General features: G+C 63.7%; 14 protein-coding genes. 12 read left to right on the top strand and 2 right to left on the bottom strand.

The features are described from left to right. Window positions 1-155 precede the first annotated feature (155 nt). The 12 genes from ACVWWQ_RS11380 (at window position 156) to ACVWWQ_RS11325 (ending at window position 12714) form a co-directional block, all read left to right on the top strand. Window positions 156-1070: a 23S rRNA (adenine(2030)-N(6))-methyltransferase RlmJ gene (locus ACVWWQ_RS11380; protein WP_133947314.1), complete on the top strand. Its 915-nt coding sequence runs from the start codon at window positions 156-158 to the stop codon at window positions 1068-1070. A gap of 38 nt (window positions 1071-1108) precedes the next feature. Next, window positions 1109-1624, top strand: a complete 516-nt coding sequence (locus ACVWWQ_RS11375; RefSeq protein ID WP_133947316.1) for a Slp family lipoprotein — start codon at window positions 1109-1111, stop codon at window positions 1622-1624. Window positions 1625-1687: 63 nt separating this feature from the next. Further along, complete coding sequence (locus ACVWWQ_RS11370; RefSeq protein ID WP_133947318.1) at window positions 1688-2599, top strand: cation diffusion facilitator family transporter; 912 nt, start codon at window positions 1688-1690, stop codon at window positions 2597-2599. A gap of 101 nt (window positions 2600-2700) precedes the next feature. Continuing rightward, window positions 2701-5802, top strand: a complete 3102-nt coding sequence (locus ACVWWQ_RS11365; RefSeq protein WP_133947320.1) for a response regulator — start codon at window positions 2701-2703, stop codon at window positions 5800-5802. Further along, window positions 5778-6635, top strand: a complete 858-nt coding sequence (locus tag ACVWWQ_RS11360; protein WP_457383393.1) for a CheR family methyltransferase — start codon at window positions 5778-5780, stop codon at window positions 6633-6635. Before ACVWWQ_RS11365 ends, ACVWWQ_RS11360 begins: the two co-directional genes overlap by 25 nt. After that, window positions 6635-7213 (top strand): chemotaxis protein CheB, encoded by a 579-nt coding sequence (locus tag ACVWWQ_RS11355; protein WP_133947324.1) that lies wholly within the window; start codon window positions 6635-6637, stop codon window positions 7211-7213. The genes ACVWWQ_RS11360 and ACVWWQ_RS11355 overlap by 1 nt, the downstream gene beginning before the upstream one ends. A 1-nt stretch (window position 7214) precedes the next feature. After that, window positions 7215-8357, top strand: a complete 1143-nt coding sequence (locus tag ACVWWQ_RS11350) for a hybrid sensor histidine kinase/response regulator (protein ID WP_099653494.1) — start codon at window positions 7215-7217, stop codon at window positions 8355-8357. 73 nt (window positions 8358-8430) lie between these two features. After that, window positions 8431-8973, top strand: coding sequence for a DUF2058 domain-containing protein (locus ACVWWQ_RS11345; RefSeq protein ID WP_133947326.1), 543 nt, complete (start codon window positions 8431-8433; stop codon window positions 8971-8973). A gap of 94 nt (window positions 8974-9067) precedes the next feature. After that, the gene (locus ACVWWQ_RS11340) at window positions 9068-9679 is read left to right on the top strand and encodes a TetR/AcrR family transcriptional regulator (RefSeq protein ID WP_133947328.1); all 612 of its coding nucleotides are present in this window, start codon (window positions 9068-9070) and stop codon (window positions 9677-9679) included. A 71-nt stretch (window positions 9680-9750) separates the two neighbouring features. Continuing rightward, entirely contained in the window at window positions 9751-10908 is a 1158-nt protein-coding gene (locus ACVWWQ_RS11335; RefSeq protein ID WP_133947330.1) for an iron-containing alcohol dehydrogenase, read from the top strand. A gap of 53 nt (window positions 10909-10961) precedes the next feature. Then, entirely contained in the window at window positions 10962-11996 is a 1035-nt protein-coding gene (locus ACVWWQ_RS11330; RefSeq protein WP_133947332.1) for an NADP-dependent oxidoreductase, read from the top strand. A gap of 40 nt (window positions 11997-12036) precedes the next feature. Continuing rightward, on the top strand, window positions 12037-12714 hold the full coding sequence (locus tag ACVWWQ_RS11325; RefSeq protein WP_099653499.1) for a type 1 glutamine amidotransferase domain-containing protein: 678 nt from the start codon (window positions 12037-12039) through the stop codon (window positions 12712-12714). A 46-nt stretch (window positions 12715-12760) separates the two neighbouring features. Here the strand turns inward: ACVWWQ_RS11325 and ACVWWQ_RS11320 are convergent, their stop codons facing one another. Further along, window positions 12761-13153 carry a VOC family protein gene (locus ACVWWQ_RS11320; protein ID WP_133947334.1) on the bottom strand — a complete coding sequence of 131 codons (393 nt, stop codon included), beginning with the start codon at window positions 13151-13153 and terminating at the stop codon, window positions 12761-12763. Next, window positions 13150-13551, bottom strand: a complete 402-nt coding sequence (locus ACVWWQ_RS11315; RefSeq protein WP_133947336.1) for a DUF6194 family protein — start codon at window positions 13549-13551, stop codon at window positions 13150-13152. Before ACVWWQ_RS11315 ends, ACVWWQ_RS11320 begins: the two co-directional genes overlap by 4 nt. Window positions 13552-13634: the final 83 nt, after the last annotated feature.

The following is a 13634-nucleotide window of genomic DNA, read 5'->3' as shown; positions in this document are numbered from 1 at the left end:
GGGCAGTCGGGCGACATGCCTGACCGGTTGCAGCTGCGCAACAAACCGACCCTGCGCCGTTTGATGTGCAGGAAAGGTCATGCGCCGCGTCCTGCATGACCGGGAACGGGGTGCCGTGGCATCTATACTTGCCCACCCCGCCCGCCGTGACCGCCATGAATTATCGCCACGCCTATCACGCCGGCAACTTTGCCGATGTCCTGAAACACACCGTGCTGCTTGCACTGATCGAAGCGATGCAGGCCAAGCCCACGCCGTTCTGTTACATCGACACCCACGCCGGCAGTGGCAACTACCCGCTGGACGGTTTCGAAGCGAAGAAGACCGGCGAACACAAGGACGGCATCACCCGGCTGCACCCGGCCGAGAAGGTTCCGGCGCTGTTGCAGCGCTGGCGCGCGAGCATCCTCGAGGGTGAAGGGAACGAACAAGGGTTGAAACTGTATCCAGGCTCGCCGCTGCAGGTGGCCCGCTTGCTGCGTCCCGACGACAGCGCCCAGTTGTGTGAATTGCACACCGAGGAAGCGGCCAAGCTGCGGGACCTGTTTCGCGGCAACCCGCAAGTGCATGTGCATCAACGTGACGGCTACGAGGCGCTGAAGGCGCTGCTGCCGCCGAAGGAGAAGCGCGGTCTGGTATTGATCGATCCGCCCTACGAAGCCCAGGAGGCCGAGTACAAGCTGATCGAGCAGGCGCTGAAAGCCGCCCTGCTGCGCTGGCCCACCGGCGTCTACGCGGTGTGGTATCCGATCAAGCTGCGCAGCCAGGTGCAGCCGTTCCTGCGCAAGCTGCAGCACAGCGGCGTCAAGCGCATCCTGCGCGCCGAACTGCTGGTGCATCCGGACGATTCGCCGCTGCGCCTCAACGGCTCGGGCATGGTCATCCTCAACGCACCGTGGAATCTCGACGACGTGCTGCGCGAGCCGTTGCGCGCGCTGGGCAGCCTGTTGTCGCAGGATCGCCCGGCCGAAGTGAAACTCGACTGGTTGCTGGACGAAGCCGGCAGCCAGCTGAACGTCCCCAGCCCGTTGCCCGCCTCGCGGCTACCACGACCACCGGGCCGCCGCTAAGCTCAAGGCATTCACCGGTTTCTTCCAGGAGCACGTCCATGCGCATCCGCCCTGCTTTCCTGCTGACCCGCTTCGCCATGCCCGCCGCCCTGCTGATGCTGGCGGCCTGCGCGCCTGCACCGATCTACAAGACCACCGCGGGCGCCATCGCGGCCGTGCCGTTCCAGGTCGCCCAGACGCCCGAGAGGTTCGCCGGCAATGAGGTGATCTGGGGTGGCCGCATCGTCCAGGTCAAGGTATTGGCCGACCACAGCGAGATCGAAGTGCTGGCCTACCCGCTCGACTCCTCGCAGCGACCCAAGGCGAACGACAGCGGCAGTGGCCGTTTCGTCGCCGTGATGCCCGGCTACGTGGAGCCGCTGGATTACCCGACCGGAGCGCTGATCACGGTCAACGGCAAGCTCAGCGGCAGCCGGGCCGGCAAGGTCGGCGAGGCGGATTACGTGTTCCCGCTGGTCAGCGTGGCGCAATCCCACGTATGGAGCGCGGACGAGATGAACAAGGGCCGCAACAACGTCCACTTCGGCCTGGGCGTGGGCGTCGGCATCCACTGACCCATTCGCAGCCGGCAACCTGGCCGGTAGACTGCGCGACTCCCGCCGAGGATTGAAGCACGCATGTCATCCGGTCACGCCAACCCGATCAAGGCCATCCTGCTCGCACTGGGTGCCAACTTCGCCATCTTCGTGGCCAAGCTTGTCGCCGCCGTCATCACCGGCTCCGGCGCGATGATGGCCGAGGCGGTTCACTCGCTGGCCGACTGCGGCAACCAGGGTCTGTTGCTGCTGGGCATCCGCCAGGCCAAACGACCGCCATCGGACGAATACCCTCTCGGCTGGGGTCGTGCGTTGTATTTCTGGTCCTTCCTGGTGGCGATCCTGCTGTTCAGCGTGGGCGGCATGTTTTCGGTCTACGAAGGCGTGCACAAGCTGACCCACCCGGAGCCGCTCAAGTGGCCGTGGCTGGCCTTGGGCGTTCTCGGCTTCGGCATCATCGCCGAGGGCCTCTCGATGCGCGGCTGCCTGCAGGAAGTCAACAAGGCACGCGGCAATCAGAACCTGTGGACCTGGTTCCGCCAGACACGCTCCAGCGAGCTGCTGGTGATTTTCGGCGAGGACCTGGCTGCCTTGATCGGCTTGTGTCTGGCTGCGCTCGCGATCAGCGCCACCATGCTCACCGGCAACCTGTTGTTCGACGCTTGCGGCACCATCGCGATCGGCGCGCTGCTGATCGTGGTGGCCGTGCTGGTGGCCATCGAGGTCAAGGCATTGCTGATCGGACAAGGTGTCGAACCGCGCCGACGCGGCGAACTGCAAGCCTTCCTGCAAGGCCGAGACGAAGTGGCCGAGGTACTGAATCTGATCACCCTGCAGATGGGCCCGGACGTGATGGTGGCGGTCAAGGCGCGCATGCGGCCGACCGCCACCAACCAGAGCCTGATCGAGGCGATCAACACCGTCGAGGCGGCGATGAAGGCCGAGTTCACCGACGTGCGCTGGAGTTTCTTCGAGCCTGACCTGGTCGACTGAAAGGACGGACCGAATGAAGCGCGCCGCACGCCGACACCGCGTGCTCACGGCTCGATCCCGTGTTTCCGATAGCATAGGGGGATGACCACTCAAGCCTGCCTATGAACAACCAAACCTCTCTCCGCGACTCCACCGTGTACGTTCTGGTGGGACTGCTTGCGCTGTTGACCCTTGTGGCTGACATATTCACGCCACTCGGTTACGCCGTGTGGTGTTTTTACTTCGTCTGCGTGGGCTTGACCCTGTTCCAGCAGCGCCTGGCAGCTCCGTTTGTCACCGCTTTTGTCGCCGCTATCTTGCTCGTGGTAGGCGCCAAACTTTCTCCCGACGGCATGAAGTCGGGGATCGCCCTGGTCAATCGCGCCATAGGCGCCGTGTCAACCTGGGCCATGGCCATTGGTGTGTGGCAAGCGCTGCGAGCGCGCCTGAACGTGAGGCGTTTGCTGTGGCTGCAGGATGCGAAGAATGAACTGAGCATGGCACTTCGCGGAGAACAGGTTCCCGACGAGCTCGCCATGAATGCAATGCGCTGCCTGGCTGGACGACTGGACGCACAGGTCGGCGCGCTGTATCACCTGCGCGGTGGGGAACTGGTGCTGATGGGAGGCATCGCGCTTGATGCCAGCCAGCCGCAACGACTGCCCGCCGATGCCGGCCTGCTCGGCGAAACGCTGCAACTCGGCGCGGCGCGCCGGTTGGCGAATCTTTCCGTCGACCACCTGGCGCTGACTTCGACACTCGGGCGCAGCGCCCCCAGCGAACTGCTGATGACGCCCATCACGGCCGATGAAAAGGTGATTGGTGCGCTGGAATTGGGCCGAATGCACCGGGAAGATCCGCTCGACGTTGAACAGGAACTGTTGCGCCAAAGCGCCGAGATCATCGGTGTGGCGATGCGCACGGCTGCGTTCCGCGAGCGACAGGGCGAGTTGCTGGAAGAAACCCAGCGGCAAAGCGAGGAACTGCAGGCGCAGCAGGAAGAACTGCGCGTGTCGAACGAGGAACTGGAAGAACAGACTCGCGTGCTGCAACAGTCGCAAGCCGAGCTGGAAACACAGCAGGCCGAACTGGAGCAGACCAATGTGCACCTGGAAGAACGCACGCAGGAGCTGGAAGGCCAGCGCAAGGCATTGCTGCTGGCGCAGTCCGAACTCAAGCGCAACGCGGTTTCACTGGAAGCCACCAGTCGCTACAAGTCCGAATTCCTCGCCAACATGTCGCACGAGTTGCGCACGCCACTGAACAGCTCGCTGATCCTCGCCAAATTGCTGGCCGACAACAAGGACGACACGCTGACGCGGGAGCAGGTGAAATACGCGCAGGCCATCCACGCCTCCAACAACGACCTGCTGGCCCTGATCAACGACATTCTCGACCTGTCCAAGATCGAGGCCGGCCACGTGGAACTCGTCGCCGAGCCACTGGCCCTGCCGATGGTGATCCAGCGCCTTCGCGACACTTTCGATCCGCTGATCAAGCAAAAAGGCCTGAGCTTCGGAATCGAAACCCTGCCCGACGTGCCCGCACAAATGACCGGCGATGCGCAGCGACTTCAGCAGATCCTGAAAAACCTGCTGGCCAACGCGGTGAAGTTCACCGATGCCGGGCAAATTTCGCTGCGCATCGAAGCCGCGCGAGGCGAGCGCATCCGCTTCGTGGTCTGCGACACCGGGATCGGCATCCCGCAGGATCAGCAGCACGTGATTTTCGAGGCCTTCCGTCAGGCGGATGGCAGCACCAGCCGGCGTTTCGGTGGCACCGGGCTGGGCCTTTCGATTTCCCGCGAACTGGCCCAGCGCATGGGTGGTGACATCACCATCGACAGCGAACCGGGACGCGGCAGTTGCTTCACCCTGGAACTCCCGCTGCAAGGGAGCATCAGCAGCCCGCCGACCGTCGCGGCGCAGGCTTCGGCGCCGCCGGCCATTGCTCCTCCGCCCAGGATTGCCGCGTCGCCAGTCGCCGAAAGTCACGCACCTTTTGGCGAAGCTCCTCGCCAGGTGAAGGACGATCGCACCGAACGCCAGCGCGCAACCCGCCTGATCATGGCCGTGGAGGACGACCCCGCGTTCGCCCAGGCGCTGGTCAACCTGGCGCATGACATGGACTTCGATTGCGTGGTCGCGCGCTCTGCCCAGGAGGCCCTGCAAACGGCAACGGAGCTGTCGCCGAGCGGCATCCTGCTCGATATCGGCCTGCCCGACAGTTCCGGCCTCAGCGTGCTGGAGCGGCTCAAGCGCGACCCTGCCACGCGGCATATTCCGGTCCATGTCGTGTCCGCACTGGAGCGCACCCAGGTGGCGATGGAGCTGGGCGCGGTCGGTTTCGTGCTCAAGCCGGCGACCCGCGAAGTGCTGATCGGCGCGATCCAGCAACTGGAGGATCGCCACCAGCGTGAAGTGCGCCGCCTGCTGATCGTCGAGGACGACACCCAGCTGCGCGACAACCTCCAGCTGCTGCTAGCGCGCGATCAACTGGAAATCGTGGCCGTGGGCACGGTCAAGGATGCGCTGGAGCAGCTTTCCGGCAGTACGTTCGACTGCATGGTCACCGATCTTTCGCTCCCCGACGGCACCGGCTACGATTTGTTCGAACACATGGCCGCCAGCGAGACCTACGCGTTCCCGCCCGTCATCGTCTATACCGGCCGGTCGCTGACCCGCGATGAGGAGCAGCGCCTGCGACGCTATTCCAAGACCATCATCATCAAGGGCGCCCGCTCGCCCGAGCGCCTGCTCGACGAAGTCACCCTGTTCCTGCACAGCGTTGAAGCCTCGCTGCCAGCCGACCAGCAGCGCCTGCTGCGTCGCGCACGCCAGCGCGACGCGATGCTTGACGGCCGCACCTTCCTGCTGGCCGAGGACGACGTGCGCAACATCTTCGCACTGACCAGCGTGCTCGAACCGCTGGGCGTAAAGCTGGAAATCGCCCGCAACGGTCGCGAGGCACTGGAACATCTGGAAAAGAGCGAAGTCGACCTGGTGCTGATGGACATCATGATGCCGGAGATGGATGGCCTGACCGCCATGCGCAAGATCCGCGCCCAGCCGAAGCTGGCCAACCTGCCGATCATCGCCCTCACCGCCAAGGCGATGGCCGACGATCGCGAGCACTGCCTCGAGGCCGGCGCCAATGATTACATCGCCAAGCCGATCGACGTCGACAAGCTGATTTCACTTTGCCGGGTGTGGTGTCCGAAATAATGAAAGACCAGGAAGTGGAGCTGTTCGACATGGAGGTACGCCTGCTGATCGAGGCGGTGTACCTGCGCTACCACTACGATTTTCGCGACTACGCCGTCACCTCGCTGCGCCGGCGCATGCGCCACGCGATGGTGCGGTTCGGCTGTACCCGGCCGAGCGACCTCCAGCACCGCCTGCTTCACGAGCCGGACGTGTTTGCCCAGGCGTTGCAGTATTTCACCGTGCAGGTTTCGGAGATGTTCCGTGATCCGGGCTACTTCCTTGCCTTGCGTGAGCAAGTCATGCCCGTGCTCGCCACCTATCCCTCGATCAAGCTGTGGGTGGCCGGCTGCAGTACCGGCGAGGAAGTGTGGTCGATGGCGATTCTGCTGGCCGAGGAAGGCCTGCTGGAACGTTCGCTGATCTACGCCACCGACATCAACCCGGAAGCCCTGAAGCTCGCCGAAGCCGGGGCGTTCCCGCTGGACCGCGTCGCGCAGTTCAGTCGCAACTATGCAGCCGCTGGTGGCCGAAGCTCGCTGTCGGACTATTACACCAGTGCCTATCAGGGCGTGGTGTTCGATCGCAATCTGAAGAAGCGCATCGTGTTCGCCGACCACAGCCTGGCTACGGACAGCGTCTTCTCGGAGGTCAATCTGGTGTCCTGCCGCAACGTGCTGATCTACTTCAATCGGGGCTTGCAGGACCGCGCCATCGGGCTGTTCAAGGATGCGCTGATGCATCGCGGATTCCTCGGCCTGGGAAGCAAGGAATCGCTGCAATTTGGCGCGCACGCGAACGACTTTGAATTGTTCGTGCCGGCTCAGCGGATCTATCGCAAGAGGGCCGTGTAATGCCCAAACTCAATCTTCGTGATGACATCGACGCCATGGTCATCGGTGGCTCTGCCGGGGGCGTGCAGGCCATGCATGCTTTGTTGACTCGGCTCCCAGCGGACTTCCCGTTGCCGGTACTGGTGGTCCTGCACCTCCCGCGCGACCGGCCCAGCCATATCGCCGAGCTGCTGGATATGCACTGCGCATTGCCAGTACGCGAAGCAATCGACAAGATGCCGCTGGAGAAAGGCGTGGTAGTCTTCGCGCCCCCGGACTATCACCTGCTGGTGGAAGACGAGTCCAGCGTGGCGCTTTCGGTGGATGAGCCGGTGCTGTTCTCGCGACCCGCGATCGACCCGCTGTTCATGTCTGCGGCCGCCGTGTTCTCGCGCCGACTTCTGGCCATCCTGCTCACCGGCGCCAGCGCCGACGGCAGCGCAGGCGTGGCAGCGGTGCGCCGTGCCGGCGGCACCGTATGGATTCAACAACCTGACGACGCTGTGGCAAGCTTCATGCCTGCCGCCGCATTGGCGCACGCCGGCGCCGAAGCAGTACTCACTCTCAACGAAATGTGCGAACGGATGGCCGCGGCATAGCATGAACGAACTCGTCACCGACAACCCGTCATCCGAGGCACTGCCGATCACGAACATCCTGATCGTGGACGACGTCCCGCAGAACCTGCTGGCGATGGAAGCGCTGCTGCAAAGCGATACGCTGCGCATTCTCAAGGCCACCTCCGGTGCCGAGGCGTTGGAACTGCTGTTGCTGCACGAGGTGGCACTGGCCTTGCTCGACGTGCAAATGCCGGAGATGGACGGCTTCACGCTGGCCGAACTGATGCGCGGTTCGCAGCGCACGCGCGACGTGCCGATCATCTTCCTTACGGCCTCACCGAATGATCCGACGCGCTCGTTCAAGGGCTATGAAAGCGGCGCCGTGGATTTCCTGCACAAGCCGCTTGATCCACACATCATCCAGAGCAAGGTCAAGGTTTTCATCGAGCTGTACCAGAACCGCGTTTTGCTCGCTGCGCGCAACGAGATGCTTGAGGGTGCACTGAAGCTCAACGAAACCATGATCGCCGTGCTGACCCACGACCTGCGGACACCGCTGACCGTGGTGATGCTGTGCGCCGACAGCCTGCGCGCCCACGTCAAGGACGGCCCGCTAGCCCGGACCGTCGCAGCCATGGAAGCCAGCACCTTGCGCATGGGACGGATGATCGGCCAGTTGCTGGACTTCTCGCGCATCCGTTCGGACATCCTGCATCTGGAATTGCAGCGCGGCAATTTGGGCGTCATCGGCGAAAACGTGGTCAACGAGTTGCGGCAAACCCACCCCGACCGCGCGATCAATTTCGTCACCGAAGGATCGCTTGACGGCCAGTTCGATCCCGACCGCCTTGGCCAGGTCTTTTCCAACCTTATCGGCAACGCCCTCCAGCACGGAACCGAAGATACGCCGGTCGAAGTAAGCATCGACGGTCGTGATGATCAACAGTTGCGGCTGCTCGTACGAAATGCTGGCGAGCTGCCGGAGGCGTTGCTGCCGCGAATCTTCGAGCCGTTCAAGGGTGCCAGCAGCCGCAGTCAGGGCTTGGGCCTGGGCCTCTACATCGTCGAGCAATTTGCCAGAGCGCACGGTGGCGAGGCGACCGCACGAAACAACGGCGGGCATGCGGAATTTGAAGTTCGCCTGAAGCGCCGCACCACTGCGACAGCCACGGCCAACAGCTGACCGCCGGCTCCGCCTGCACCGTCAACAGCAAGGACTACAATGACCGGCCAAGGTCACTCGGGATTTCCCGTACATGCGCAATCCGCTGCAAGAACAACTGCTGAAAGCCGGTCTGGTCAACAAGACCAAGGCTGCGCAGGTCGTGCGCGAGCAGGCGAAGAAACACAAGGGCAAGATCCCCCCGGCCGCCGGCGCCGAACAAATCGACGCGCAGCGCCTGCAGGCCGAAAAGGCCGAGCGTGATCGGGCGATCGCGTCCGAGCGCAATGCCCAGCTCCGCCTGAATGAAGCGCGTGCACAGGCACGCCGGATCGTCGAGGTCCACAAGGTCAAGCGCGAAGGCGAGATCGCCTACCGCTTCACCGACGGCGACAGGATCCGCGACGTGCTGGTAAACGAACCGCTGCGCGCCCAGCTCGCCGCCGGCATGCTGGTGATCGTGCGCCACGGCGAGAGCTACGAATTGCTGCCGCGCGTCGCCGCCGACAAGGTCCGCGAGCGCGACGCGGCGCTGATCGTGCTCGACCATGGCGTCGCCGAAGCCGGCAGCAGTGACCAGGACGCGGACGATGAGTATTACCGGCAATTCCAGGTTCCGGACGACCTCGTCTGGTAGTTCGGGTGGACTCAGGATCGTCCGAGCAGCACGAGATCATCGCGCTGATCGCAAGCTCTAGACGACCGGTCTAATTCGCACTATCATGCCGACCATGGATTCCTCCCGCAGCGATGCACGCCAACACATCATCGATACTGCCAAGCCGATCATTCTCGGCAAGGGCTTCTCGGCGGTGGGCTTGAATGAAGTTTTGAGTGCGGCCGCGATCCCCAAGGGTTCGTTCTACCACTACTTCAAATCCAAGGAATTGTTTGGCGTAGCCTTGCTGGACAGCTACTTCGACGACTACCTGACCCAGTTGGATGCCCTGCTCTCGCATCCGGGCGGCACGGCGGCAGGGCGTTTGATGGCGTACTGGCAGCAATGGCAGGAAAGCCAGGTCGGTGAATGTGTCGATGGCAGATGCCTGGCGGTGAAACTGGGCGGTGAGGTTTCCGACCTCTCCGAAGCCATGCGCATCGCCCTGCACCGAGGCACCAGCCGGGTCATCGATCGACTGGCTCGCGGTATCCGTGAAGGCCTCGCCGACGGTTCATTGCCTTCGACCCTGGACGCACAGCAAACCGCCCAGACGTTGTATGAAACCTGGCTGGGCGCCACCTTGCTGAGCAAGTTCAGGCACGACCGCAGCAGCCTGGATGGCGCCATGGTGGCCACCCGCCAATGGCTGCAGTTGCCGCCCGGCGACACCCTTTCCCGATAAACCCAACCGCGTCATCGCACGTGGCCGCACTTTTGCGCAATCTAGACGACCGGTCTAATCAAGGAGCTCCCATGCACAATTTTGAATTCCACAACCCCACCCGCATCGTGTTTGGCACGGAAACGGTCAGCAAGCTGGATACCCTGCTGCCGGCGTCGGCGCGGGTGTTGATCCTGTACGGCGGTGCCAGCGCGAAGGCGAATGGCACGCTGGACGAAGTGAAGGCCGCCCTGGGCGATCGCCACGTGCAGGAGTTTTCCGGCATCGAGCCGAACCCCACGTTCGAGACCTTGATGCGTGCGGTGGAACTGATTCGCCAGGAAAAGCTGGACTATCTGCTGGCCGTGGGTGGTGGCTCGGTGATTGATGGCACCAAGTTTGTCGCCGCCGCGGTGCCGTTCGAAGGCGACCCGTGGACCATCCTGGAAAAGCATGGCCGCAACATCACCAACGCATTGCCGTTTGGCAGCGTGCTCACCCTGCCCGCCACCGGCTCGGAAATGAACAACGGCGGCGTGGTGACGAAGAGGGCGATCAACGCCAAGCTGGCGTTCTCCAGCTCGCATACGTTTCCGCAGTTCTCGATCCTCGATCCGAGCAAGACCTACACCCTGCCGCCACGCCAGATTGCCAACGGCGTGGTGGATGCGTTCGTGCATATCGTCGAGCAGTACCTGACCTATCCGGTGCAGGCCAAGGTGCAGGATCGCTTCGCCGAGGGCCTGCTGCAGAGCCTGATCGAAACCGGCCCGGCGGCGCTGGCCCACCCGCAGGATTACGACACCCGCGCCAACCTGATGTGGATCGCCACGCTGGCGCTGAACGGCCTGATCGGTGCCGGCGTGCCGCAGGACTGGAGCACCCACATGATCGGCCACGAACTGACCGCGCTGCACGGCATCGATCATGCCCGCACGCTGGCCATCGTGTTGCCGGCCAGCTTGCAGGTACGCCGCGACACCAAGCACGCCAAGCTGCTGCAGTACGCCGAACGGGTCTGGCAGATCCGTGAAGGCAGCGAGGACGAGCGCATCGACCAGGCGATCGAAAAGACCCGCGCGTTCTTCGAACAGATGGGCATTGCCACCCGCCTGCCGGATTACGAGCTGGGCGCCGAGGTGATCGACACCGTCATCGCCCAACTCGAAGCCCACGGCATGACCCTGCTCGGCGAACACCGTGATGTCACACCCGCCCTCAGCCGGAGCATTCTGGAAGCCGCACTCTGAGCTCACACACCGGGGGCTACGCTCGCCCCCTCAACTCTTGCTGAGGTCACTCCATGTCTCCCAACGCGACCATGCAACGCGCCATCGTGCTGAATTCCCGCCCGGTCGGCGCGCCCACGCCAGACAACTTCCGTCTGCGCGAAACCCCGTTGCCCACGCCCGCCGACGGCGAGCTGCTGCTGCGTACGCTGTATCTCTCGCTCGACCCGTATATGCGCGGACGCATGAGCGATGCCAAATCGTATGCCGAGCCTGTCGCCATTGGCGACGTGATGGTCGGCGGCACCGTATCGCGGGTGCAGGCCTCGAAGCATCCGGATTTCAAGGAAGGCGATCTGGTGCTCGGCTTCACCGGCTGGCAGGACCACGCCCTGTCTGACGGCACCGGCCTGAACAAGCTGGACCCGCAGATGAAAAACCCGTCGCTGGCGCTGGGCGTGCTGGGCATGCCCGGCTTCACCGCCTACATGGGCCTGCTCGACATCGGTCAGCCGAAAGCCGGTGAAACCGTGGTCGTCGCGGCGGCCAGCGGCGCGGTGGGTTCGGCGGTGGGCCAGATCGCCAAGCTCAAGGGCTGCCGCAGCGTGGGCATCGCCGGCGGGACGGAAAAATGCCGCTACGTGGTCGAGACGCTGGGCTTCGACGCCTGCATCGATCACCACGGCGCGAACTTCGCCGCCGAGCTGGCGGCCGCCTGCCCGCAAGGCATCGATGTGTATTTCGAGAATGTCGGCGGTGCCGTGTTCGATGCCGTGCTGCCGCTGCTCAACACCCGTGCGCGCGTGCCCGTATGTGGCCTCATCGCCAACTACAACGACACCGCGCTTCCCGACGGCCCCGACCGGCTGGGCCTGCTCGCACGCACCATCCTCACCCGCCGCATTCGCATGCAGGGTTTCATCATTTTCGATGACTACGGCCATCGTTACGGTGAATTCATCGAGCAGATGAGCCAATGGGTGCAGGCCGGCAAGATCAAGTTCCGCGAAGACATCGTCGACGGTCTCGAGCAGGCGCCACAGGCCTTCATCGGCATGCTCAATGGCGGCAATTTCGGCAAGCTGGTGGTTCGCGTCGCCAGCGAATGACGCCCGCTCGTCTCTCCCTCTCTCTCAAAGAAGGCACCCCATGAAAATCCTGATGGTTCTCACCTCGCACGACCAACTTGGCGACACCGGCCAGAAAACCGGTTTCTGGCTGGAAGAATTCGCCGCGCCCTACTACGCGTTCAAGGATGCCGGTGCGCAGATCACCGTGGCCTCGCCGCATGGCGGGCAGCCGCCTCTGGATCCCAAGAGCGACGATCCGTCGGCACAAACCGATGCCACCCGCCGTTTCAAGAGTGACGAGGCGGCCCAGGCCGTGCTGGCCAGCACGCACAAACTGCAGGACATGAAAGCGGGCGATTTCGACGCGGTGTTCTATCCGGGTGGCCACGGCCCGCTGTGGGATCTCGCCGAAGACGCTGACTCGATCGCCTTGATCCAATCCACGCTGGCTGCGGGCAAGCCGGTCGCCGCGGTCTGCCACGCACCGGGCGTGCTGCGCCACGTGAAGTCGGCCGATGGCACGCCGCTGGTCCAGGGCAAGTCGGTCACCGGCTTCACCAACTCCGAAGAAGAGGCCGTCGGCCTGACCAGGATCGTGCCGTTCCTGGTCGAGGACATGCTGAAAAAGAATGGCGGCAACTACAGCAAGGCCGGCGACTGGCAGCCCTATGTGCTCACCGATGGTCTGTTGATCACCGGACAGAATCCGGCGTCATCCGAACCGGCTGCCCAGGCATTGCTGAAGATGCTCGGCTGAGCAAGCGGCGCCCGCGAAGCCGATGACGGCATCGCGGGCGCATCGATCACCCGGCCGGTTGCAGCAAATCCCAGCCGTTGCCATACAGATCCTCGAACACCGCCACCGTGCCGTAGGCCTCGTGGCGCGGCTCTTCGCGAAAGTGCACTCCGGCAGCGCGCATGCGCTGCCAGTCGCGGTGGAAGTCGTCAGTGTGCAGCAGCAGAAACACCCGCCCGCCGGTCTGGTTGCCGACGCGTGACACTTGTTCGTCGCCGTTGGCTTTGGCCAGCAGCAGCCGCGTTTCGCGGGAACCGGGCGGCGCCAGCAACACCCAGCGCTTGTCGTTACCCATGTCGGTATCTTCGACCAGCTCGAAGCCGAGGGCCTTCGTGTACCAGGCGATCGCCTCGTCGTAATCGGCTACCAGCAGCGCCAGGGCGCTCAAATGCTGAGTCATGGGTTGTCCTTCAACGTGGGGAGCGGACCGAATCCGGCCTGCAGTTTCTTGGTCAATTTCGCGCGCACCGTGGCATAAGCGTCCAGCAGCAATGCCTGCAGCTCGGCCGTGGTGAAGCGCGCCGGCTCAGTGACACAGACCCAACGCGCTCGCGCCAGGTAGGGCGCGGGAATGACACCGGGCTGGTCAGTCAGTTCGAGAAAGCGCTCGTCCGCCACCTTGAAGGCCAGACGGCCGCCTTCCCGACCGTCCGCATGAGTCATCACGAACATCTTGCCGGCAACGCTGAAGACCAGATTGTCGCCCCACTTGATGTCACGGGTGACGCCCGGCCAGCGGCTGCAAAGCGTCTCAATCTGGGCCACCGAGATGCCGATGGAGCTGCTTTTTCGATTCATGACGGGTCCGTGGTGGTGCATTGTGCAGACTGGCAGCGTGCCTGTCTTCCCTTCCTGCGGCATTCCGTACCGCAGCACGAATC

The sequence above is a fragment of the Rhodanobacter sp. TND4EL1 genome (assembly GCF_054061035.1).
This window is presented reverse-complemented; position numbering and strand designations above follow the sequence as displayed.

What these genes read in the sequence shown, in the direction of transcription:
- ACVWWQ_RS11355 (WP_133947324.1), top strand. Translation starts at nt 6,635, where the DNA reads ATGCCCAAACTCAATCTTCGTGATGACATCGACGCCATGGTCATCGGT.
- ACVWWQ_RS11380 (WP_133947314.1), top strand. Translation starts at nt 156, where the DNA reads ATGAATTATCGCCACGCCTATCACGCCGGCAACTTTGCCGATGTCCTG.
- ACVWWQ_RS11340 (WP_133947328.1), top strand. Translation starts at nt 9,068, where the DNA reads ATGGATTCCTCCCGCAGCGATGCACGCCAACACATCATCGATACTGCC.
- ACVWWQ_RS11370 (WP_133947318.1), top strand. Translation starts at nt 1,688, where the DNA reads ATGTCATCCGGTCACGCCAACCCGATCAAGGCCATCCTGCTCGCACTG.
- ACVWWQ_RS11320 (WP_133947334.1), bottom strand. Translation starts at nt 13,153, where the DNA reads ATGACTCAGCATTTGAGCGCCCTGGCGCTGCTGGTAGCCGATTACGAC.
- ACVWWQ_RS11375 (WP_133947316.1), top strand. Translation starts at nt 1,109, where the DNA reads ATGCGCATCCGCCCTGCTTTCCTGCTGACCCGCTTCGCCATGCCCGCC.
- ACVWWQ_RS11335 (WP_133947330.1), top strand. Translation starts at nt 9,751, where the DNA reads ATGCACAATTTTGAATTCCACAACCCCACCCGCATCGTGTTTGGCACG.
- ACVWWQ_RS11325 (WP_099653499.1), top strand. Translation starts at nt 12,037, where the DNA reads ATGAAAATCCTGATGGTTCTCACCTCGCACGACCAACTTGGCGACACC.
- ACVWWQ_RS11350 (WP_099653494.1), top strand. Translation starts at nt 7,215, where the DNA reads ATGAACGAACTCGTCACCGACAACCCGTCATCCGAGGCACTGCCGATC.
- ACVWWQ_RS11345 (WP_133947326.1), top strand. Translation starts at nt 8,431, where the DNA reads ATGCGCAATCCGCTGCAAGAACAACTGCTGAAAGCCGGTCTGGTCAAC.
- ACVWWQ_RS11315 (WP_133947336.1), bottom strand. Translation starts at nt 13,551, where the DNA reads ATGAATCGAAAAAGCAGCTCCATCGGCATCTCGGTGGCCCAGATTGAG.
- ACVWWQ_RS11365 (WP_133947320.1), top strand. Translation starts at nt 2,701, where the DNA reads ATGAACAACCAAACCTCTCTCCGCGACTCCACCGTGTACGTTCTGGTG.
- ACVWWQ_RS11330 (WP_133947332.1), top strand. Translation starts at nt 10,962, where the DNA reads ATGTCTCCCAACGCGACCATGCAACGCGCCATCGTGCTGAATTCCCGC.